Here is a 21586-nt window from a genome sequence, read left to right on the forward strand (position 1 = left end):
TTCCTCCTTACCCCTTTACCGCATGCATATAGGCGATGATGCCGTCCGCGATCTGCGCAAGCGGTGCACGCCCCGTCTTGACCACGAGATCGTAGTTCGCGCCGTCGCCCCACTTGCGCCCCGTGTAGTAGTCGTAGTAGCGCGCGCGCTTCTCGTTCTCGCGGTTCAGCTCCTTCAGCGACTTCCCCTCGTAGACCGTCCGTCCGCGCTCCTCACGGAACTCATCATCTGCGCAGACGAAGATCGAAAAAACATCGTCGCGCTTGCGCAGTGCATAGTCCGCACAGCGGCCGAGGAAAATGCACGGGCCGTCATCTGCGAGCTTGCGCACGACATTCGACTCTGCCATGAACATCCCCTGACTCGACTCCCCCATCGCCATGCCAAAGGAATGAAACGGAATGAAGCGTGACGAGAGCGGTTTCACCGTATTCTCGAGTTCCAAGAGATCCCTCTCGTTCAGATCGTTGATCCCAAGCTTTGCCGCCGCCATGTGCACGATCTGACGATCGTAGAGATGCACGCCGAGTTTCTCCGCAAGAATCTCAGCGAGCTCACGGCCACCGCAGCCATACTGACGGCCGACCGTGATGATGAACTTCTTCTCCTCCATGCAGTTCCCTCCTTTAAATGGATGCAGCATCGTTATGCGCGCGATGTCGCTCCTTCCAAAACCGCTATAGTAAACGTTTACATTTACGGTTTTTATTATACGATATGTTTTTCAAAAATGCAAACGTTTTCTTTTTGAAATCGCGAAAAAATGATTACGTTTCCACACAAAAATAACGCACGAGAATCGCGTTCCCGTGCGCTGTTTGTGTGATGCTGTCTTTGTCTATTACCCGACTGCTGTCTCAAGGGCAATCTTGATCATATCGTTGAACGTCGTCTGCCGTTCCTCCGCCGTGCATTTCTCGCCCGTCAGCAGATGATCGCTCACGGTAAAGAGTGCGAGTGCCTGCCGCCCGTACTTTGCCGCAAGGGTGTAAAGTGCCGCCGCCTCCATCTCCACAGCGAGCACACCATAGGCGCGGAGTTTGTTGTTGTCGATCTCCTCATCGTAGAAGCGGTCAACGGAGATCACATTGCCGACGCGCACGGGGAGATTCATGCGCTTTGCATTCTCCACGGCGGCAGAGAGAAGCTCGTAGTCCGCGAGCGGCGCATAGTTGATCGAACTGCCGAAGATGCTGCGGATCATGCCCGAGTCCGTCGTCGCGCCCTGTGCGATGAACACGTCGCGCAGCTTTATCTTCTCATGCATCCCGCCGCATGTGCCGACGCGGATGAGCTTCTGCACGCCGTAGCAGTCCATCAGCTCATTCACATAGATCGAGATCGACGGCATCCCCATGCCTGTTCCCTGTACGGAGACGGGTACGCCATGATATGTCCCCGTATACCCGAGAATATTACGGATGGACGTGTACTCCTTCGCCCCATCGAGAAAATGTTCCGCGATGTACTTCGCACGCAGCGGATCACCCGGCAGCAGGATGCGCTCCGCGACCTCTCCCTTTTCGGCAGCAATATGCAGTGAACTCATTATCGTTCTCCTTCCTTAGTCCTCATCATCTGCGGCAAGCTCTGCCTCCTCCTTGATCCTTGGATCAACACGCGCATGCAGATTCGCCGATTTTGCGAGCATATACCATCCTCCTCCTGCTAGGCTTTCATTATATGATGATGTCAGGGCAAACGCAATAAAGGAAGCACTGATAAATTCAGCACCGTCATCTTAGCGCATCTTTTTTGCCCGCTTTTTGCCCGCGATCCTCCACATAGCTTTGGCTATGCGTCCGGTTTGCCTCCTCAATCGGACGAAAAAATCTACGCCAATCTGACGGACTTCATTTTATCAGCGATTCCTAAATGGAATGCAAAAAGTCTCGAACACCACAGGAATCGGTGTCCGAGACTCTTACATACACTCAGCGAATGTGCATCCGCTGTGCCTGCTCGCGCAGACGCGCGATGCGTTCCGCCGTCGCGGGATGCGTCGAGAACAGGCTCTTGAACGAGAAGTCATGTCCCGCGAACGGGTTGATGATGCACATGTGTGCCGTCTCCGGCGTCGCCTCTGGGAGCGGTGCGCCGTGCACGGCATAGTACTCGATCTTTTCGAGTGCCGCTGCGAGGTAGTTCGGGTTGCCGCAGATCTCTGCGCCGCCCTCATCCGCGCTGTACTCACGCGAACGCGAAATCGCCATCTGGATGAGCGCCGCCGCAATCGGGGCGATGATCGCCGTTGCGATCATTCCGATGATGCCGCCGCGGTCGTCGTCGCTCGAGCGTCCCGCGCCGAAGATCGCCGCAAACTGGGCGATGTTCGCCGCGTAGGAGATCACGGTCGCCATCGTCGCGGCGATGGTCGAGATGAGGATGTCGCGATGCTTGACGTGTGCCAGCTCATGCCCGAGCACGCCCGAGATCTCGTTGTAGTCGAGGACGCGCATCAGCCCCGTCGTAACGGCGACAGCCGCATGGGACGGATTGCGCCCCGTCGCAAATGCGTTCGGCGCGTCCTCATTGATGATGCAGACGCGCGGCATCGGAAGCCCCGCGTTCTCCGCGAGCTTCTCGACCAGGCCGTAGAGCTCCGGCGCATCCGTGCGGTCAATCTCCCGGGCATTGTACATGCGGAGCACCATGCTGTCGGAGAACCAGTACGAGAAGAAGTTCATACCAACCGCGATGATGAGCATGATGGTCATGCCTGTATGTCCGCCGAATACGCCGCCAAGGGCGACCATCAGCGCCATCAGGAGCGCCATGAGCATTGTTGTTTTCAGTGTGTTCATAGCTTCATTTCTCCTTTATCTGTCAAATCTTTGTCCTTTTGACTATATCATACAGTGCATTTATGGAAAAAGGCTGAAATCTTCGCAGGGAATCGCTGATAAAGGATACGCCAATCTGGCAGCCCCCATTTCATCAACGATTCCTTAAATTGCATCGAAATTGACCAACTTTGCATCAAAGATGCCCTCGACGGCGAGCACGCGCGCAAGTACATCGTCGGAGATGTCGTGATCGATGGTGAGTACCATGATGTTCATACCCTTGCGATCGGACTTTCCCACCTGCATAGAGGAGATGTTGATGCCTGCCGCGCCCATGATCGAGCCAATCGTGCCGATGACACCGGGGCGGTTGATGTGCGGGCAGATGAGAATGCGTGCGTGCGGGTCAACGTCGACACGGAAGCGGTTGATGCGAACGATGCGCCCCTCCTCACCGAAGAGCGCGCCCTGCACCTCGGAAGTGCCGCCTGATGCCGTCACGCGCACGGTGATGAGCGTCGAGTAGTGCGACGTCTCCTTCTCGCGAATTTCAGAGACCTTGATGCCGCGCGACTTCGCCACACTCGGTGCGTTGACGTAGTTGATCTCGCTCTCGAGGATGGGGTTGAGCATCCCCTTGAGAATGGCCGTCGTGAGGAAGCTCGTATTGACCTCAGTGATCTCGCCGTTGTAGACGACCTCGACCTGCGAGATGGGTCCCTCGGCGAGAGAGCACGCTGTACACCCGAGCTGTTCGGCGAGCGCGATGTAGGGGCGGATCACACGCATGACTTCCTTTGAGACAGGTGCCATGTTGACCGCCGCGAGCACTGGCTCACCGCGCAGTGCGGCACGGATGCCCTTTGCCACGTCCACTGAGACGCCGATCTGTGCCTCTACCGTGGACGCGCCGAGGTGCGGCGTGAGGACGATGCCGGGCACGCTGCGCAGGGGGCTGTCCTCCGCGAGCGGCTCACTCTCAAACACGTCGATCGCCGCCCCTGCGACGATTCCCTCGCGCACGGCCTCGGCGAGATCGTGCTCGTTGATGATGCCGCCGCGCGCGCAGTTCACGAGGCGGACGCCCTGCTTCATCCGCCGCATCTGCGCCATGGAGATCATGCCGCGCGTCTCCTTCGTGAGCGGCATGTGCACCGTGATGAAGTCCGCCTGCTCGATGATGTCATCGAGCGTCCCGACGGTCACGCCGAGTGCCTTTGCCCGCTCCTCGTTGATGTAGGGATCATAGGCGATCACATTCATGTCAAAAGCGAGGGCGCGCTTTGCGACGCCGCCGCCGATGCGCCCCATGCCGATGACACCGAGTGTCTTGCCGCGCAGCTCAACGCCGACGTATGCCTTGCGGTTCCACTGCCCCGCGTGCATGGTCGCATCCGCTGTCGGGATGTTGCGCGCCATGGCGAGCATCATCGCGACTGTATGCTCCGTCGCGGCAATCGTATTGCCGCCCGGCGAGTTGATGACGATGATGCCGCGCTCCGTCGCCGCCTTTACGTCAATGTTGTCCACACCGACGCCCGCGCGCCCGATGATCTTCAGTTTCCCCGCGCGTTCCAGGACGTCCGCCGTCACCTTCGACGCCGAGCGTACCATCAGCGCATCATAGTCTCCGATCACATCCAGCAGTTCCTCATGCGAGATCTTATCGCGCACATCGACCTCATAGTCCGTCAAAAGGCCGATTCCCTCAGGTGAAATCCCATCCGCAGCCAAAATCTTCATCCGTATGCCCTCCCCCGTCCTATCATACACAGTAACGCCCCTATTATAGACAAAAGAAGAAAACAGGTCAAATCTTTTCGGCAGACGACCGTACTCCTTCACAATATACATATCGTATTATTCTGAGAAGAATTATCAAATGGTATGGAATATTTTTATTTCTCGTTGACAATGTTCGACGCGTGACGATATACTAATTTTCATCTGGTAAGACAGGAAAACCTTCTATGATATTTCTCGTGGAAAGAGGCACACATGACATTATCCGCTCTCGTGCGCCGCTGCGCACAGTTTATTCCCGTATTCTTCGGCATCACCGTGCTCTCCTTCACGCTGATTCACCTTGCACCGAGCGACCCCGTCAGCGTGCGTCTCTCGCTGGGCGGCATCGCCGTCGATCCCGCAGCGGCAGCACAGATGCGCACGGAGATGGGGCTCGACCGCCCGCTGTCCGTCCAGTACGGCGACTGGCTCATGCGTTTTCTCCACGGAGACATGGGGACATCCTACCGCAGTGACCGCCCCGTTTCCGCTCTGCTCCTGCAGGCGCTCCCCTACACGCTCACTATAGCAGGCAGTGCGATGCTGCTCACGCTCCTCATCTCCCTGCCGCTCGGCATCGCTGTTGCCGCGTATCGGAACAGTGCGCTGGACTGCACCGTCCGTTTCCTCACCTTTATCGGAAATGCCGTGCCGAGCTTCATCGTCGGCATTCTCCTCATGTTTCTGTTCTCCTATCAGCTCGGATGGATCCCCGTGCTCGCCGGCAATTCCCCCATCGGCATGGTGCTGCCGACGGCGGCGCTCGCGCTCATCATGTCGGCACGCTACATTCGGCAGATCCGCGCGGTGGCCCTCGACGAGCTCGCCAAGGACTACATCATCGGCCTGCGCGCGCGCGGAATACCCGAACGCCGCATTCTATTTGGAAATGTCCTCAAAAATATCATGGGCGTCGTCATCACGCTGACCGCCATCTCCGTCGGCTCTCTGCTCGGCGGCGTGGTCATCATCGAGACACTCTTCAACCGCCCCGGCGTCGGCAGTCTCCTCATGGCGGCGATCAGCAGCCGTGACTACCCCGTCATCCAGGCGGCCGTCGTCTGGATGGCACTAGCCTACTTTGTCGTCAACCTGCTCACCGACCTCTCCTATCGCCGTTTCAACCCGAGGATCAGGGGATGTTGAGGAAGGCCATGCTTGCCGCGCATAAAGCCCCGCTTCTCCTGCGTCTCCTCGCGGTCGCATCGGTACTCATCCTCGTCGTCAGTCTTTTTGCAGCACAGCTCGCCCCATACGATCCGTACGCCACCGATCCGCAGCTGATCCTGCAGCCGCCGGCCGCTGCACACCCCTGCGGAACGGACAACTACGGCAGAGATCTCCTCTCACGCATCCTCTTCGGCGCAAGGACATCCATCGGCGCCGCTCTGCTCATCATCCTCATCGCAGGCACGGGCGGCAGTCTCATCGGACTCCTCGCCGGGTTCTTCCGCGGACGCACGGGTGCCCTGCTCATGCGTATAACGGACATCGTGCAGGCATTTCCGAGCCTCATCCTCGCGATCGCCGTCGCTGGCATCCTCGGGGGCGGACTGATGAACGCCATCCTCGCCCTCATGCTGACAACATGGACGCAGTACGCACGCCTCGCGCGCAGCATGACGCTGGCAGCAGCAGAAGAGACATACGTACAGGCGGCATGGCTCTCGGGGTGCAGCAGGATGCGCATTCTATTCGTGCACATCCTGCCGAACATCGCGGGGACGCTCATCACCACTGCCGTCATGCACATCAGTACGATGATGATGGGGCTTGCCGCGCTCTCCTACCTCGGGATCGGCGTCAAAATTCCCGATGCCGAGTGGGGCGCCATGATCAGCGAGGGACAAAAATATCTGCGGCAGGCACCGTGGGCAGCACTTGCACCGAGCATCGTCATGATCTCCGTCATGATGGTATTCAATCTCTTCGGTGATGCCCTGCGCGACCATCTCGACCCAAAGATGCGAAAGCTATGATTTTCCCACAGGAGGAAGAACAATGAACAAGATGCTCAACCGCCTATGCGCACTCGGACTCGCCGCGCTCTCCTTTGCCCTCCTCGGCTGCGGCACACAGAATGCGGCAACCGGGAAAAAAATCATCCATGTCGGCGGAACGCTCGACGTAACGGACAGTACGATGGATCCCGCAAAGGAGTGGGCAGGCTGGTTCGTTCTGCGCTGCGGCATCGGCGAGACACTGTTTCGTCTGGATGACGAGATGCGTCCGCAGCCATGGCTGGCAGAGCGTGCCGAAAATATCAGCCCAACCGACTGGCGCATCACGCTAAAAAATAACGTTGTCTTCTCCAATGGGGAAAAAATGACCGCCGAGAAAGTCGCTGCCTCTCTGCAGCGCACGGCGGAGATCAATCAGCGCGCCGCATGGCTTCGCGGGGCAGAGTACACAGCGGATGGAGACGTCCTCGTCATCCGGACAAAAGAACCGTATGCGACACTGGTGAACGACCTCTGTGACCCGTACGCCATCATCCTCGATGTCGCAGGCACGGAGGATTTTGACCAGGCGCCCGTCGCCACGGGGCCATTCACCCTCGCCTCCTACGAGCCGTACCTCTCCGCCGTCATGACACGCAATGAGCACTACTGGGATGGTACGGTACGTGCAGACGGGGTGACCTACACAAAGATTCCCGACCCTGCCGCCCTCGCCATGGCCCTCGAGAGCGGAGAGATCGACGCCGCCCTCGACCTCAGTCCCGAGAACGCGGAGACGATTGCCGCATCGGACAAATTCACCCTCGTCCGCACGCCGCAGACACGCGTCTACCAGCTCTATATGAACCTCGACCGTCTCACTGATCCAGCCGTGCGCACGGCGATCATGTGCGGCATCGACAAGGACATCATCGGAACGCAGTACCTCAAGGGTGCAATGACCGCCGCGAGCGGAGCCTTTCTCCCATCGACGCCCTACCGCGCCCCGGCGCCGCTTTCCTATGATCTCTCAAAGGCGCATGCATGCCTCGCTGCGGCGGGCTATCAGGACAGCGACGGAGACGGCATCGTCGAAAAGGACGGCGTTCCGCTCGTCATCGGTCTCAGTATCTACCGCCGTCTCTCCTCTGAGGCCATCGCTACGGAGATGCAGGCGCAGCTCCGCCGTGTCGGGATAAAGATCGAGGTGCATCCGCACGAGAAGTCCACCTTCTTTAGCAGCGGCGACTTTGACCTCGGTATCTACTCCGTCGTCACCATGCCGACGGGCGACCCCTACGCCTTCCTGCGTGATGCGGTGGGCAGTATGGGCGTCGCCAACTATGGGCACTACCGCAGTGCCGCCGCAGATCAGGCCCTGACGCAGCTCGCGGTCACCTTTGATCCCGCACAGCGCATCCAGCTCGTCAACCAGATCCAGCAGCAGGTGATCGACGATCGCGCGATGGACTTCATCGGATTCAACACCATGCAGGTCGGCATGGCAAAGGGTGTGAGCGGTCTCCTCTCTACTCCCTCGGACTACTATCAGGTCACCAAAGACCTGGACAAAGAATAAATGGCTGAAAAACTCGAATGTCATGGGACGCCTCCCCTCCTGCGCATCGACGGGCTATGCGCAGGGTACGGGGACAGTGCCATCCTGCACGACATCACCCTGCAAGTCGCGCCGGGCGAGGTGCTCGGCATCGTCGGCGCGAGCGGCAGCGGAAAATCCACCCTGCTCAAGGCAATCATGGGCATACGCGAAACGGGGCTTATCCGCCGCGCGGGCACGATCCGATTCGACGGGCGCGACCTGGCTGCGTGCACAGCGGAAGACTACCGCCGTTTGCGCGGGGCGGAAATGGGCATCGTATTTCAGCATGCAAATACGTCACTGAATCCGACGCGCCGCATCAGGACACAGTTTTCCGAGGCGCTGCGGGCACACGGCACATTCACAGATGCGGAGATCACGGAACGCGCGGCAGAGCTCCTGCACCGCATGGGCTTTACCGACGCCGATCACATCCTCGACGCCTATCCTTTCGCACTGTCGGGCGGGATGGCGCAGCGCGCCGCGATAGCACTCGCACTCGCCCTGCGGCCGCGCCTCCTGCTCGCCGACGAACCGACCTCGGCACTCGATGCCGCACTCCAGCGGCAGATGCTCCAAATTCTGCGCACCCTGCGCGACGAGGACGACACAGCGATGCTCCTCGTCACACACAATATCGGCGTACTGCGCCACATCGCCGACCGTGCCGCCGTCATAAAGGACGGGCGCATCATCGAACAGGGCGCAACGGCGGAGCTGCTGATCCATCCGCAATGTACGGACACGCAGAATCTGCTTTTCTCTATCCCCCGGATTGGCGATCCATCACCGAGTTCATCCCACACACAGGTCATCCCCCAAAAAGGCACGCCCTGTGCAAGGCCTCCGCTCCTGCGCTTTGAAAACGTCTCCATGCACTTTGATGAGGATGCCGCACGGACACAGGCAATCGATGCCATGACGTTCTCCCTATATGAACGCGAACGCCTCGGTCTCGTCGGCGCAAGCGGCAGCGGAAAGACCACTGCAGCGAAGCTCCTCACAGGACTGCTCACCCCGACAGAGGGACGCATCCTGCTCGCGGGGAAAAACGTCGTCGGCGCATCGGGCCGTGTGCGCAAAGAGCTCTGCCGCCGTATCCAGATGGTGTTTCAGGATGCACATGGCTCGTTCAACCCACGCCGCAGCATCGGTGCAGCGATCGGCGAGACCATCTGTAACCTCTGCCCGTCCGATACCCAGTCCGTCGACCGCCGCGTCGCCGCCCTCCTCAAGGAAGTGGAACTCCCGGCCTCCTACGCCGCGCGATACCCGCACGAGATCAGCGGCGGCGAATGTCAGCGCGCCGCCATCGCACGCGCGATGGCAGTATCCCCTGACATCCTCATCTGTGACGAAGCGACCTCGGCACTCGATACCTGTGTGCAGGAGAAAATCATCACGCTCCTCCGTCGCCTGCAAAAAGAGCACGGCATGAGCCTCCTCTTCATCTCCCACGACCTCCCCCTCGTCAGCTCCATCACCGATCGCATCCTCATCTTGCGGCACGGACGCATCATCGAACAGGGCAGAACGGCAGACATCCTGCGGGCACCGCACGAGAGCGATACCAGGGAACTGCTGCACGCCGTATTATAGGGAAGCACTGATAAACAAGCTCCCTATCTCCCCACCGCGTAAAAAATCACATGCGTGCCATCCTCAGAAATACCGATGATATCCGCACGCGGGCGGTCAAAATCATCGCTGCTGTTCCACACATAGAAGGCATACTTCCCCGTCAGCTCCTCCCACTTCGCCGGGTGCGGCGTATAGTCAAAGAAAATGCGCTGCCAAAGCGGAAGCGCGGCAAAGCGCGGAAGCACCTTGCTCTCGTCCACCACGATCCGCGGCACACGGATCGTATTGTTGACATAGGGATGCCGCGTGCGCAGTTCTGAGCGCTCGCGCCCCTGCAGCTCATATTTGCGGATATTTTCCTTCGTATCACCAAAGGAAAGATACGACTCATCCCATCCCCGCCCAAAGCTGACGCGGCTCCACACCGTGACATCATACGCTGTCGACGGAATCTCATGCGGGAAAAAATCGCGCCGTATCTCCGCATAGTTCTCCCGCCCATTCGGCGAGAAATCGGAATAGAAAAAATACCCGATAAAGATCGATGCCGTCATGGCTCCGACCACACAGAGCGAAAAAGCGATGCCGATCATCAACTGGCCCCAGTCGCCAAGCCTGCGCCCGAGGAAATAGACCAAGAGCGTGAGGAGCGCCATCAGGACAGCGACATAGGCAGAGCCAAAATCTTGGATAAATCCACAGCAAAAAAGACCGATCACCAAAAAGGCCGCTGGCGGACGAAATGCACGCAGATTCTCCCATAATATCTGTGCAATACGAAAAAACCTCCTGAACCTCTGCATAACCTCCTCCTTACATTTTCTAATCTCTCTATCATACGTATCATATCATAAACACAACAATAATAAAAGCGTCTGCCATGCACGACAGACGCTTTTTTCAAAAATCAATGATGGCTGGCTTATACCGCCGCACCCTCGATACCGAACGCTCTCATGTCATCCGCCACATTCGTGATGCCGCCGATGCCGAACGTCTCCACAAGCACCTTTGCCACATTCGGCGAAAGGAATGCGGGCAGCGTCGGACCGAGGTGGATGTTCTTCACGCCGAGGTGGAGCAAGGCAAGCAGAACGATAACCGCCTTCTGTTCATACCACGCGATATTGTATACCACGGGCAACTTGTTCACATCGTCGAGACCAAACACTTCCTTCAGCTTCAGTGCGATGAGGGCAAGCGAGTAGGAATCGTTGCACTGCCCCGCATCAAGCACACGCGGAATGCCGCCGATGTCGCCGAGATTCTTCTTGATGTACTTGTACTTCGCGCAGCCGGCCGTCAGGATCACCGTATCCTTCGGCAGTGCCTCAGCGAAGTCCGCATAGTACTCACGCGACTTCATACGGCCGTCGCAGCCCGCCATCACGACGAACTTTTTGATCGCGCCGCTCTTGACGGCCTCGACTACCTTGTCCGCCACAGCAAAGACCTGCTCATGGGCAAACCCGCCAACGATCTCGCCCGTCTCCAGCTCCGTCGGAGGTGCACACTTCTTCGCGCACTCGATGACAGGCGTGAAATCCTTCTCGCCGTTCACGAGGGGAATATGTGTGCAGCCCTCCACACCGACCGCCGCCGTCGTGAAGAGACGGTTCTTGTAGCTGTCCTTCGGCGGCACAACGCAGTTCGTCGTCATGAGGATCGGCCCGTTGAACTTCTCGAACTCCTCCTTCTGCTGCCACCACGCATTGCCATAGTTGCCGACGAGATTGTCGTACTTCTTGAACTTTGGATAGTAGTGCGCAGGGATCATCTCGCCGTGCGTGTAGACATCGACGCCCGTCCCCTTCGTCTGCTCGAGGAGACGCTCGAGATCCTTGAGATCATGACCTGAGATGAGAATGCCGGGGCGGTTTCTGACGCCAAGCTTCACCTTCGAAATCTCGGGGTTGCCGTAGCTCTCCGTATTCGCCTTGTCAAGGAGCGCCATGCCCGCAACGCCCCACTTGCCCGTCTCAAGGACAAGCGCCGTCAGCGCATCGCCGTCCAGCGAATCGTCGAGGAGTTTTGCGAGGGCGCTCTGCAGGAACGCATCCACTTCCTCATTCTCATAACCGAGTGCGTTTGCATGCTCCATGTACGCCGAAAGTCCCTTCAGGCCGTACATCGTCAGCTCACGCAGACTGCGCACATCCTCATTCTCCGTTGCGAGCACGCCGACCGTCTTGGCCTTCGCCGCAAAGTCCGCACGCGCGCCCGTCCACTGCGCCGCCGCCGGGAGACTCGACACATCGCCAAGCTCACGCAGGAGCTGTGCCTTCAGCGCGAGGCTCTCCTCGATCACATCCATGATCGCCTCGCGGTCAAAATTGGCATTCGTGATCGTCACGAACAGATTCATCGTAATGCGGTGATTCGTCTCCACTGAGACCTTCTTGCCCGCCGCACGCAGCGCCGTCGTCACCGCACCAAGCCCCTTCGTGACATAGACGAGGAGATCCTGCATTTCCGCGACATCCGGTTTCTTGCCGCAGACGCCCTGCACTGTGCAGCCCTTGCCGCCAGCCGTCTCCTGACACTGAAAACAAAACATCTTAGCATCCATAGATAACTCTCCTTTGCGAAAATCCACATTTCTTGTGTCCGATTATAGCAAAGGGAATACTCCATCGACGTAACATATGTTACTAGAGAATAATCAATAGTAGTTCTCAGTTTATGTAATAGTCCACTGGGAATCCTTCATCAAACGCCTGTATATCCGCCAATGTATCAAATTCATAAATGATGCCGTCCGGGAACTCACGCCGCTCAAGCGCGAGTTCCTCAATATGGCGCATATAGAACTGCTCCCAGAGCAGACCGCGCACGGATGGATCCTGCTCATACACCTCGCGCAGGAGCGCAGCAAAACGCGCGCTGAACGCCCGCGAGAAGTATGCCTGCCCGAGCATATACCATCCATGCGCTCCACCGATCTGCACCTCGGTGATGCGTCCATTGCCGTCCACGGTGAGATAGTACTCCTCGCTGGGTGTATCGCCATACACCGACGCATAGTAGGAGCGGTAGACATACGGTGTAAAAACATTCTCCGTAAAGTAATTGTCTGCCGAGCATATATAGGTATTATCGAGCACGTCGAGCACACGAAAAATGGACGACGTATTGTTGCAGCAATGATAGTCCTCATTGTCAACCAGATGAATGTGCGGATCCGATGCCAGATAGGAAAATTGTTCCTTCAGATATCCGACGACGAGAAATATGTCTGCAATTCCCGCCGCGCGGAGCTGTGCGATCTGACGCTCGACCAGCACCTCACCGCGGACGCGCAGAAGCCCCTTCGGCGTATGGTCTGTGATGGGCGCAAGACGACTGCCATAACCCGCCGCCATCAGCACCGCATTTGTCACGCGATAGGGGGCAAGGCGTTCCGCTGCCTGTGCCCGCCGCACGGCATCATCCGCATCAAGCGATGCGATTGCCGCATCAAATGCATCTTTGGTCATATCGTCTCCCATGCCTCAATCATCGGCTCATTCAGAATGCGGATACAGCGATACAAGAAGGACTCCGAGAAAGACGAGGCCGCAGCCCAGCACCATCTGTCCCGAGATCTCCGCCCCGGCAATGCCCCATTGCAGCAATACGCCCCATATAATATAGGTCGCATTCGTCGCCATACCGCGCGCACAGCCGATGGCACGATTGACCGCATACCAGAGAAAATAGGACGCGCCCGCAACAGCGCCCGCGGCGGCTAGGGTCATAAAGGACAGAGAAGCTGCGGAGAGTGCATTCAGAAGAGCATCGTCCGAGAAAAAGACCAGTGTGATCCCCAGCAAAACCATTCCTGAGATGCACTCACGCAGCGTGATGGCAAGATCCGGCTCGATGTCCGCCATGCCGCGTACAGCCAGCACAATCTCACCGCCCCAGCAGAGGGCGGCAAGGAGCGCACACGCCATCCCCGGGAGAAGGAGCAGCGGCGCACGATCCGGTGGCACAGCCCCCGTGATCACTCCGCCGGCAACAGCAAGAACGATACCAATCCCCATGCGCAGGGTGACCTGCTGATGCAGGAGCAGGCGCGCCAAAAGGCAGCCAACAACAGGATAGAGGGCCGAGAGCGCCAGCGCATAGGTCGGTCCCGCCCACAGGATGCCAAGGCAGTAGGAGAGTTGTCCAATCGGCCCGCCAAGCAGTGCGGCAGCACAAAGAAAAGCACCGGAACGGCTGATGACCATACGCATCGAATGCAAAGTGCCGCGAAAACCGTTCATAAGGAGCAGAAAAACTGCCGCGCTCGCATCATTGACTGCCGTACAGGCAAGAGGAAAAGCGATGCCGACGGCAAATCCCGCTCCTGCTGCCGTCGCACCAACATTATACAGATAGTTGTTGCATCCCCAGAGAAGCCCGCTCACAACGCCGAGCATCACCCACATCGGATACCGTACCATCACAGCATCTCCCACTCTTTCCGCGCTTTGACGGCGTATTCCTTAGCGAAGCGGAACTGACTCTCCTCGTATGGGCCGAACGTCACGCCGAGCGAGCTTTTATAGACACTCCAATCGTACCAGAGAAGTCCTCCCACCGCCATATAGGTATGGACACGTGCACGCAGCAGCGCATCAAAGCCCTCCGGGAAGTACGCCGCGATGAGCTGCTCTGTCTCATCTTCATGATAGTCGGCATAGATGGCGAACATGGCGATGTCAATCAGCGGATCCGACAGCCCTGCATACTCCCAATCGATCAGATAAGGCCGCTCCCTTCCCTCCACAAAGAGAAAGTTATCCGAAACTGCATCAATGTGACAGAGTATCTCCGCCCCCGCCAAAAATGAAGCAACAAAAGGGCGAAGAGAAAAGACCTGCTCGCGCACCGTGCGGTACACACTGCATCTGCATTTCTTCTCCGGCATCAGCGTCTCATAAAAGAGGAGCTCGGCAAACGGGTCAAATACTTTCACTCCGCGCAGCCTGCGCTCATGAAAAGAACGCAGTGCCTCCATGCAGGAAGTAACTTCCTGCTCATTATGGGGGTCACAGACATGGGAGTGCTCATAGTAACGCGAAATCTTATACCCCGGCTGCGTACTTAGTGTCACGATGCGCTCCGTGATGCCCGTGTCAGCCAGGAGCTCATAGACTGCCTTCTCGTTTTCGCGGTCGATCAGGCGCTCCGTCCCCTCTCCATTGCAGCGAAAAATATACTTTTTCCCATCCGCGGTAAAGAGGAACGAATCATTTGTCATGCCTTCCTTCAGCGGCAGAAGAATCCCTTTGGCGGCACTCTGCCCAAAATGCAGGCGAATCGTCCGTCGGATCAACTGCTCCTGTGACTCATTCATCGAATCCATTCCTCTTTCTTGCGCATTAGGGAAGCACTTTCCTGTACCCTACTGTTCCGCTGTCACCACCGCGGAATATGCTCTCGAAGGGCAGGCACCAGAAGGAGTGCAAGGATGCTGTTCGCGATACCCTCGGCAATGAGCCCCGGTGTGGAGGCAAGTGCCGCCGCCATGCCGTCGTAGAGGATGGCTCCTGCGAGGGTATATCCTGCCGCCATCCAAAGGCTTGCGAGGAGAAAGGCCGCCGCGCACCGCGCGCGTCCCGCCGGAACAGCACTGCTTCGTACCAAACGGCAGACGATCTCCGCCATGATGAGCTTGATGAGGATGGTCGGCCCTGCCCACAGTGCAAAGCCGCCGAAAATATCCGCCATCGCTGAGCCAAGGCACGCGGCGAAAAGGACGCTGCGGCGCGGTGCAAGCACGGCGAGCAGGAAGATCACGGCATCGCCGAGATGCGCGTAGCCGAGCGGAATCGGTATATGCGGCACATAGGTCGCCACAAAGACAAGAGCTGTCATCAGCCCCGTAAAGACAATCTCACGCATGGAAAATCCTGCGGCATTTCTTTCGTATGTTTTCATATCTACCTCCATGAATACACTGTCTATACTATACCATACCACACACTGTCTTAAACTTCAATGAGAAAACGGTCTCCCCTCATATTGAAGGAAGACCGTTGGTTCAAACAACATGGATAAAATTAGCGATTCCCTAAGACAAAATCCGAACGAGATAGCTTAGTCCATCCGCCCAGAGCAGAATACCAAGGAGGATAAGCACGACGCCCGCTGCCTGCTGAATGCGCGGCAGATACTGATAGAAGCCACGCAGCTTCATAATATGGCGCCGCCAAATCACAGCGAGGAGGAAAAACGGCACGGCAAAGCCCATGCTGTAGACGAGGAGCAACAGAGCCCCCGCCCCGACGGTCGCCGCGCTGCCTGCATAAAGCAGGATCGTTGCGAGCACAGGACCCGTGCACGGCGTCCAGCCGAGTGTAAAGCCACACCCGAGGAGGAATGCCCCGCCGACGCCGTCAAAGCCGCGCCGCTGAAAGGGGCGATACTCGCGCAGAAGGAGTGGGATGCGGATCCATCCCGTCATGAAGAGTCCCATGAGTATGACGAGCAGCGCCGCGCCCTGCCGCAAGATCTCCTGATAGGAGAAAAGCCATGCGCCGAGGAGGGATGCCGTCGCCCCAAGCAGGACAAAGACGACGGTAAACCCTGCCAGAAATGCCGCTGTATTGACGTAGAGACGCTGTGCCTCCCGCCCGTCCTGTCGGCTATTCTTCGCCAAAATCAGGGAAAAGGTCGGCAGAAGGGGCAGGACGCAGGGGGAGAGAAAGGAAAGCACGCCCGCGAGGAATGCGCCGCCGAGGAGGGTCAGTTCCATGCGGTGTGCCCTCCAACGACGAGGCTATCAGTATTTATTGATGACATCTTCCAGCTCCGCCTTCGTCACGCCGCCCGTCTTGCGGTAGATCACCGTTCCCTCTGCATTCACGACAACCGTTGTCGGGATGGCACGCACGCCGTAGAGCGCCGCCGCCTCCCCCTTTGCATCCAGTACAACGGGCAGCTCTGCCTGCCGCTCCGTCAAAAACTTCTGAACTGCGGGGGCCTCCTCCTGCAAGTTGACGGCATAGAAATCCACCGTCTCCCGATGCGTCGCATAGAACGCCGCGAGATCGGGGATCTCTGCCTGACAGGGAGGGCACCACGTCGCCCAGAAATTGATGATGTAGGGCTTGCCCTTCGCCTCGACAGCAACGTCCTCGCCCGTGAGATTCTTCACGGCAAACTTCGGTGCCGCCTCCCCCACGAGCCCGTGTCCTGCATTCTGCGCCTCCTGCGTCTGCGCGCCCGCAGCACGCCCTTCATCGGCCGCACTGCTGCTTCCGCAGCCCGTGAACACACTGAGTGCGACGAATGCCGCCAAACATATTGTATACTTCTTCATTGTTGTTCCTCTATTATGTATCAAGATTTCCAAGTTCATACTGCGTCACGGCGAGTGCTGTGAGCGATGCCGTCTCTGCCCGCAGAATGCGGTGTCCCAGTGAGACGGACTGCCCGCCAGCCGCCGTAACCGCCGTTGCCTCAGCGGGGGAAAAGCCCCCCTCCGCACCGACGATGAGCGTCACGCGCCGCGCCTCTGTTCCGCGCAGTACCGTGCGCATCGACTGCCGCTCCTCCTGCTCATAGCAGAAGACCGTCGCTGTATCCGCGGCATCGATGTACGCCGGATCCCGCAGCAGCTCCGTGAGTGAGACGATCGGCGCCACTCTCATCAACATCCTGCGTCCGCACTGCTTTGCCGCCTCATCGGCGATCTTTTGCCAGCGTGCCGCCTTTACCGCCGTCTTCTTCGCGTCATAGCGCACAACGACGTGCTCCGTCACGATGGGACACACGCATACGGCACCCAATTCCGCCGCCTTTTGGACGACAAAGTCCATTTTTTCTCCTTTGAGGAGCGCCTGCACAAGGATGACCTCTCTGCCCTCTGTCTCCACAGGCAATACGCGCTGCATACGGAGGTGCACGGCATCACGCGCGAGTTCCGTGACCGCCATCTCCGCTGCCTGTCCTGCCGCGTCGACAACCGTGATCACGTCGCCGATTTGGGCGCGCATGACACGGGCGAGATGATGGGCGTCGCCCCCCGTAATGGCAATATCCTCCGTTAGCACGCCGGGATAAAATACCTGTCTCATGCCTCTTCGAGATCCGCTGTACGGCGGATGATCATCGCCGCCCACTCCTTTTCACAGGTCATATCGAGCACGGTAAAGCCGTGTTCCTTTGCCGCCTGCTCCACATCGTCGATGCGGTCGTCGATGATGCCCGAGGCGAGCAGGACACCGCCCCGCGCCAGATGTTGGTCCAGCTGATCAAACAGGCGGATGATGATATCTGCGATGATGTTCGCCGTGATCAACTCGGCCGGCGCCATTCCACAACATACAGCGAGAAGATCGCTCTGCAGAGCGACGACGTTCGTGACGTGGTTTTGTTTGATGTTTTCCTCGGCGACGGAGACTGCAACGGGATCGTAGTCCATGGCGATCACCTCGCCCGCACCGAGTTTCGACGCCGCAATCGCGAGAATGCCCGAGCCGCATCCCACGTCATAGACGCGCATCCCCGGGCAGACAACGTGCTCAAGCCAGCGCAGACACATCGCTGTCGTCGCATGTGCCCCCGTTCCGAATGCCGCCCCGGGGTCGAGATCGATGACGATCTCATCCCCCAACGGCGTATATTCCTCCCATGTCGGGCGTACAACGATGCGCCGCCCGACCTTCTCAGTGTGGATATACGCCTTCCACGTCTCCGCCCAGTCCTCATCCGCGACAAAGACATGGGAAACTGTCCCTGCTCCGATCGGAGCATCGGCTCGACGCAGCCCTTCAATGCGCTCCGTGAGGGTGAGGAGACTGCTCTCGAGCCGCTCATCCTCAGGCAGATAGGCGCGCACCGTCACAGTTTCCGTGTCCTCGGCACGCGGCAGATCGGTATAGTCCCACAGCCCTGCATCGATGTACGTATTCACGAGAGACGGATCATCGATCTCCGTCCCCGCAGCGCCCAGCTCCATCAGAATATTCCCGATCAGATCTGCGCCCTCATGCGTCGTCACAACACTCACCTGTGCCCAGCGCATACCATCGCCCCCCGTCGCCGTTCTTCTGCATCGCTCATGCGATAATTTTATTATACATGAGTACAGAGAGAATTGCGACTGATTTTTCATTTGCACAATCCAAGGGGCTGTTTATCCGTGCTTCCTAAAACAGCCGCCGCACAAACGTGCAGCGGCTATCCATGTTCAAGAGATCACGGATAAACTAAAGCTCAGATCTCTGCCTGCCAGAGTCCATGGAGATTGCAGTAGGCAAGCACCTTGACCGGCGCATCGCCGTCAGCGAGACGAAACGTAACGGTCGGTGCATCCACTGCCGTGAGATTGACACGCTGCGTGCCGCGCTTCGTGACGAGCATCACCCAGTTGATGAGATGCTCCTCCGTCATCGGATGCGCCACCGAGCCAACGCTGACCGTCACCTCATGCTTCGCCGCATCGTAGGTCGGCACGGGAACATGCTTCTCCTGTGCCGCATCGACCGTGTTCGGCTTCAGCTCCTTCAGCGGCGTATCGCCGCACGCAAGAGAGAGTGCCTCATCGCCGTAGACCTCAACAACATGGGATTTTCCCGCAAGATAAAATACTGACATAAATATCCTCCTAAATAATTAATAATACACAGCAAAGTCCTAAATGTGGAGTATCAGATGCCATAGATATGATCTATTTCATCTTTCACAAATAATAATTCTCCACAAAATAGAATTATCCTTCTTTGGTTCAAAAAAATTTTTTATGGCCCGTCATCGCGGAAGATGCAGAGTCCATCCTTTTCCTCCACGAGCTGCCAGCGCTCCGCGCCGAGTTCCTTGATCTTGCGTTGGTACATAAAGTCACGCATGATGATGTACTTCGGGCGTGGATCGTCCCGTATCGCGGTGAGCTCCTCCGGCTGATTGACATCCGCCTCAAGTCCCGGGATATCCGTATAGAGCATCACGCCGGGGCGCAGCTGCTTATCGATGTAGAGGACGCGCCCCTCCTCCTCGGCGGAGGGATGATACGCTGCTGCGTAGTCGCGTGCAACCTGCTTGACGCTAAAAATTCCCTCGACAGCCGGCATCATGACGCCGAAGCCGATGACCATCGTCACCACGGCCATGATGACGTGCAGCCATGCGGCAAGCATGAGGCGATGCGAGGCGGTGATATGGTAGATGATCGCCGCACCGAGGATGAGTGTCAGCGTCCCCAGCCAAAGTCCGCCCTCCGCGAGCTGTGGAAGCCCGTCTCCCGCAAGCAGCCACCCAATCCCCATCACGAGAAAGAGAACGGCACTGCCGCCAGCCCAGCCGAAATGTGTCTGTCGCCAGTCGTCGAGCATCTGCGCGAGGTTCCAGCCGATGATGGTCGCAAGCGGCGGAACGAGGAGCAGCATATAGGAGACCTGCTTGGTCTGGGCAAACGAGAAAAAGACAAAGACGAAGATCCACCAGACTTGGAAGAACGCAAGCTGCTCCGCCTCCTCACCGAAGCTGTGACGATAGGCGTTCTTGACCGACTGAATGAGCAGCCCCGTCCACGGGAAAAAGCCGAGCAGTACGACGGGGATATAGAAATACCAGTGGTCGCGCACAGGATGGAGCGGATGCGCAAAGCGGCTGATGTTGTGAAAGCCGATAAAGTCGTGAATGAACGGCATCCCATGTACCGTATACATATAGACGTACCAAGGCATACCGACAAGCGCGGCAAGCAGCACGCCGCGCAGGACATGCATGCGGAGCAAAAGCTCCAGCTGACGCGTAAGCAGCAGGTAGAAGAAGATAATGCCGCCGGGGAAGACAATACCGATCGGCCCCTTCGTCATAACAGCAAGTCCGCAGCAAAGGTACATCAGCCAGTACTGCCGATGAATGAATAGGAAGAGTGCCGCCGTCATGAAGAAGAGCAGCGTCGTATCCGTGACGGACGCCTTTCCCATATACATGAGAAAGACGCTCGTCCCCGTGATCATGCCCGCCCAGAATCCCGTACGCGCACCGAAAATACGCGCCGACGCCAGTGCGGTCAGAAGAACGGAACCAATCGCCATAAACGATGCCGGCAGGCGTGCCGCAAGCTCACTGAATCCGCCGAACAACTTGAGCGACGCCACAACCAGCCAGTAGAAGATGGGCGGCTTGTCGTACCAGAACTCATTGTAGATGCGCGGCGAAAGATAGTCGCCAAAGCGGATCATCTCCTTCGCCGTCTCCGCATAGACCGGCTCATCGGGATCGAGCAAAGCCAATCCGCCGATGCCGTAAAAGATCTGAAACGAGACCACCGCGAGCAGGACAAGATAGACCGGCCACGCAAGATTTTTCTCATCGTTCATGCAGATATGCCCCCATTACATTTCAATCCCCTGCATTGTACCATAGAAAGATATGTTTTTGAAATCATTTGACGTCCCTACACCGGCGATACTCGCAAACCGCACGCAAATCATGTGCACTGTGCGTCGAGCATCTGATGTAGAATGCAAAAAGAAGCCGCCGCATCTGCGGCGACTCCCTTGGACGCATCGGTTAGTGGATTTCGATCGTCACGCCCATCTTGATGTCGTCCTTGACGAGAGGAGCATCGCCTTGCAGCATGATGCAGCCGGGGCGTTCGGGTGTATCGCCGCCCTTAAACGAAAGCGTGCAGTGTCCGAGCTCCCGCAGCGTGTGCAGCGCCTCATCACCGATCGCCGTGATTGTGAATACCTTATCGCCGATAATCAGCGTATCGCCGACAGCGGGATCCGCGTTGTAGTTCGCAGGCGTGTGCAGCACAGAGAATTCTGCCAGCTCCGCAGGTGCATTATTGTTAAAGATGATGATGAAGTTGGCATTCGGATCATCCAGGAAAAGAAGGGATTCCTCACCGATGCTCGTAATTTCGCAATAGAATTTCATACTGCCTACTCCTGCCTTTCACCATA

21 protein-coding genes are annotated in these 21586 nt (G+C 57.8%); 4 read left to right on the forward strand and 17 right to left on the reverse strand.

Annotation, left to right across the window (positions count from 1 at the left end):
- Nucleotides 1-7: 7 nt before the first annotated feature.
- From HMPREF9166_RS05170 to serA, 4 genes are all read right to left on the reverse strand, one after another.
- Nucleotides 8-613, reverse strand: a complete 606-nt coding sequence (locus tag HMPREF9166_RS05170) for an AAA family ATPase (RefSeq protein ID WP_006689985.1) — start codon at nt 611-613, stop codon at nt 8-10.
- A 228-nt stretch (nt 614-841) separates the two neighbouring features.
- Nucleotides 842-1549 (reverse strand): purine-nucleoside phosphorylase, encoded by a 708-nt coding sequence (gene deoD, locus HMPREF9166_RS05175; protein ID WP_009443010.1) that lies wholly within the window; start codon nt 1547-1549, stop codon nt 842-844.
- Between the two features lie 385 nt (nt 1550-1934).
- Nucleotides 1935-2804, reverse strand: coding sequence for a zinc metalloprotease HtpX (gene htpX / locus HMPREF9166_RS05180; RefSeq protein ID WP_009443011.1), 870 nt, complete (start codon nt 2802-2804; stop codon nt 1935-1937).
- A gap of 144 nt (nt 2805-2948) precedes the next feature.
- Complete coding sequence (gene serA, locus HMPREF9166_RS05185; RefSeq protein ID WP_039981069.1) at nt 2949-4529, reverse strand: phosphoglycerate dehydrogenase; 1581 nt, start codon at nt 4527-4529, stop codon at nt 2949-2951.
- A 255-nt stretch (nt 4530-4784) separates the two neighbouring features.
- On the opposite strand from serA, the gene HMPREF9166_RS05190 reads away from it, so the two are divergent.
- The 4 genes from HMPREF9166_RS05190 to HMPREF9166_RS05205 are packed head-to-tail and all read left to right on the forward strand — an operon-like array spanning nt 4785 to nt 9710.
- Nucleotides 4785-5717, forward strand: a complete 933-nt coding sequence (locus HMPREF9166_RS05190; protein WP_009443014.1) for an ABC transporter permease — start codon at nt 4785-4787, stop codon at nt 5715-5717.
- Nucleotides 5711-6550, forward strand: a complete 840-nt coding sequence (locus tag HMPREF9166_RS05195) for an ABC transporter permease (protein ID WP_009443015.1) — start codon at nt 5711-5713, stop codon at nt 6548-6550. The genes HMPREF9166_RS05190 and HMPREF9166_RS05195 overlap by 7 nt, the downstream gene beginning before the upstream one ends.
- A 22-nt stretch (nt 6551-6572) precedes the next feature.
- Nucleotides 6573-8090, forward strand: coding sequence for an ABC transporter substrate-binding protein (locus HMPREF9166_RS05200; protein WP_009443016.1), 1518 nt, complete (start codon nt 6573-6575; stop codon nt 8088-8090).
- Nucleotides 8091-9710, forward strand: coding sequence for an ABC transporter ATP-binding protein (locus HMPREF9166_RS05205; protein WP_009443017.1), 1620 nt, complete (start codon nt 8091-8093; stop codon nt 9708-9710).
- 23 nt (nt 9711-9733) lie between these two features.
- On the opposite strand, the gene HMPREF9166_RS05210 is transcribed toward HMPREF9166_RS05205, so the two are convergent.
- From HMPREF9166_RS05210 to HMPREF9166_RS05270, 13 genes are all read right to left on the reverse strand, one after another.
- Nucleotides 9734-10411 (reverse strand): hypothetical protein, encoded by a 678-nt coding sequence (locus tag HMPREF9166_RS05210; RefSeq protein ID WP_254655007.1) that lies wholly within the window; start codon nt 10409-10411, stop codon nt 9734-9736.
- A gap of 203 nt (nt 10412-10614) precedes the next feature.
- Complete coding sequence (gene hcp, locus HMPREF9166_RS05215; RefSeq protein ID WP_009443019.1) at nt 10615-12261, reverse strand: hydroxylamine reductase; 1647 nt, start codon at nt 12259-12261, stop codon at nt 10615-10617.
- 106 nt (nt 12262-12367) lie between these two features.
- Complete coding sequence (locus HMPREF9166_RS05220) at nt 12368-13180, reverse strand: NTP transferase domain-containing protein (protein WP_009443020.1); 813 nt, start codon at nt 13178-13180, stop codon at nt 12368-12370.
- Nucleotides 13181-13195: 15 nt separating this feature from the next.
- Complete coding sequence (locus HMPREF9166_RS05225; protein ID WP_009443021.1) at nt 13196-14122, reverse strand: DMT family transporter; 927 nt, start codon at nt 14120-14122, stop codon at nt 13196-13198.
- Nucleotides 14122-15027, reverse strand: a complete 906-nt coding sequence (locus tag HMPREF9166_RS05230) for a choline/ethanolamine kinase family protein (protein WP_009443022.1) — start codon at nt 15025-15027, stop codon at nt 14122-14124. Before HMPREF9166_RS05230 ends, HMPREF9166_RS05225 begins: the two co-directional genes overlap by 1 nt.
- 53 nt (nt 15028-15080) lie before the next feature.
- A complete protein-coding gene (locus HMPREF9166_RS05235) occupies nt 15081-15614 on the reverse strand; it encodes an ECF transporter S component (RefSeq protein ID WP_009443023.1) in 534 nt (177 codons plus the stop codon).
- Between the two features lie 121 nt (nt 15615-15735).
- Nucleotides 15736-16419 carry a cytochrome c biogenesis CcdA family protein gene (locus HMPREF9166_RS05240; protein WP_009443024.1) on the reverse strand — a complete coding sequence of 228 codons (684 nt, stop codon included), beginning with the start codon at nt 16417-16419 and terminating at the stop codon, nt 15736-15738.
- A gap of 27 nt (nt 16420-16446) precedes the next feature.
- Nucleotides 16447-16986: a TlpA disulfide reductase family protein gene (locus HMPREF9166_RS05245; RefSeq protein ID WP_009443025.1), complete on the reverse strand. Its 540-nt coding sequence runs from the start codon at nt 16984-16986 to the stop codon at nt 16447-16449.
- Between the two features lie 13 nt (nt 16987-16999).
- Nucleotides 17000-17743: a 16S rRNA (uracil(1498)-N(3))-methyltransferase gene (locus HMPREF9166_RS05250; protein WP_009443026.1), complete on the reverse strand. Its 744-nt coding sequence runs from the start codon at nt 17741-17743 to the stop codon at nt 17000-17002.
- The gene (prmA, locus tag HMPREF9166_RS05255; RefSeq protein WP_009443027.1) at nt 17740-18693 is read right to left on the reverse strand and encodes a 50S ribosomal protein L11 methyltransferase; all 954 of its coding nucleotides are present in this window, start codon (nt 18691-18693) and stop codon (nt 17740-17742) included. Before prmA ends, HMPREF9166_RS05250 begins: the two co-directional genes overlap by 4 nt.
- A gap of 191 nt (nt 18694-18884) precedes the next feature.
- On the reverse strand, nt 18885-19265 hold the full coding sequence (locus tag HMPREF9166_RS05260) for a desulfoferrodoxin family protein (RefSeq protein WP_009443028.1): 381 nt from the start codon (nt 19263-19265) through the stop codon (nt 18885-18887).
- A 143-nt stretch (nt 19266-19408) separates the two neighbouring features.
- A complete protein-coding gene (locus HMPREF9166_RS05265; protein ID WP_009443029.1) occupies nt 19409-20995 on the reverse strand; it encodes a glycosyltransferase family 39 protein in 1587 nt (528 codons plus the stop codon).
- Nucleotides 20996-21188: 193 nt separating this feature from the next.
- Nucleotides 21189-21560 carry a PTS glucitol/sorbitol transporter subunit IIA gene (locus HMPREF9166_RS05270; protein WP_009443030.1) on the reverse strand — a complete coding sequence of 124 codons (372 nt, stop codon included), beginning with the start codon at nt 21558-21560 and terminating at the stop codon, nt 21189-21191.
- Nucleotides 21561-21586: the final 26 nt, after the last annotated feature.

Origin of the sequence: Selenomonas sp. oral taxon 149 str. 67H29BP, from assembly GCF_000146365.1 — a bacterium.
In the GTDB taxonomy this organism is placed as follows: domain Bacteria; phylum Bacillota; class Negativicutes; order Selenomonadales; family Selenomonadaceae; genus Centipeda; species Centipeda felix.

Coding starts and splice junctions, on each gene's coding strand:
- HMPREF9166_RS05170 (WP_006689985.1), bottom strand. CDS start 613: ATGGAGGAGAAGAAGTTCATCATCACGGTCGGCCGTCAGTATGGCTGC.
- deoD (WP_009443010.1), bottom strand. CDS start 1,549: ATGAGTTCACTGCATATTGCTGCCGAAAAGGGAGAGGTCGCGGAGCGC.
- htpX (WP_009443011.1), bottom strand. CDS start 2,804: ATGAACACACTGAAAACAACAATGCTCATGGCGCTCCTGATGGCGCTG.
- serA (WP_039981069.1), bottom strand. CDS start 4,529: ATGAAGATTTTGGCTGCGGATGGGATTTCACCTGAGGGAATCGGCCTT.
- HMPREF9166_RS05190 (WP_009443014.1), top strand. CDS start 4,785: ATGACATTATCCGCTCTCGTGCGCCGCTGCGCACAGTTTATTCCCGTA.
- HMPREF9166_RS05195 (WP_009443015.1), top strand. CDS start 5,711: ATGTTGAGGAAGGCCATGCTTGCCGCGCATAAAGCCCCGCTTCTCCTG.
- HMPREF9166_RS05200 (WP_009443016.1), top strand. CDS start 6,573: ATGAACAAGATGCTCAACCGCCTATGCGCACTCGGACTCGCCGCGCTC.
- HMPREF9166_RS05205 (WP_009443017.1), top strand. CDS start 8,091: ATGGCTGAAAAACTCGAATGTCATGGGACGCCTCCCCTCCTGCGCATC.
- hcp (WP_009443019.1), bottom strand. CDS start 12,261: ATGGATGCTAAGATGTTTTGTTTTCAGTGTCAGGAGACGGCTGGCGGC.
- HMPREF9166_RS05220 (WP_009443020.1), bottom strand. CDS start 13,180: ATGGGAGACGATATGACCAAAGATGCATTTGATGCGGCAATCGCATCG.
- HMPREF9166_RS05225 (WP_009443021.1), bottom strand. CDS start 14,122: ATGGTACGGTATCCGATGTGGGTGATGCTCGGCGTTGTGAGCGGGCTT.
- HMPREF9166_RS05230 (WP_009443022.1), bottom strand. CDS start 15,027: ATGGATTCGATGAATGAGTCACAGGAGCAGTTGATCCGACGGACGATT.
- HMPREF9166_RS05235 (WP_009443023.1), bottom strand. CDS start 15,614: ATGGAGGTAGATATGAAAACATACGAAAGAAATGCCGCAGGATTTTCC.
- HMPREF9166_RS05240 (WP_009443024.1), bottom strand. CDS start 16,419: ATGGAACTGACCCTCCTCGGCGGCGCATTCCTCGCGGGCGTGCTTTCC.
- HMPREF9166_RS05245 (WP_009443025.1), bottom strand. CDS start 16,986: ATGAAGAAGTATACAATATGTTTGGCGGCATTCGTCGCACTCAGTGTG.
- HMPREF9166_RS05250 (WP_009443026.1), bottom strand. CDS start 17,743: ATGAGACAGGTATTTTATCCCGGCGTGCTAACGGAGGATATTGCCATT.
- prmA (WP_009443027.1), bottom strand. CDS start 18,693: ATGCGCTGGGCACAGGTGAGTGTTGTGACGACGCATGAGGGCGCAGAT.
- HMPREF9166_RS05260 (WP_009443028.1), bottom strand. CDS start 19,265: ATGTCAGTATTTTATCTTGCGGGAAAATCCCATGTTGTTGAGGTCTAC.
- HMPREF9166_RS05265 (WP_009443029.1), bottom strand. CDS start 20,995: ATGAACGATGAGAAAAATCTTGCGTGGCCGGTCTATCTTGTCCTGCTC.
- HMPREF9166_RS05270 (WP_009443030.1), bottom strand. CDS start 21,560: ATGAAATTCTATTGCGAAATTACGAGCATCGGTGAGGAATCCCTTCTT.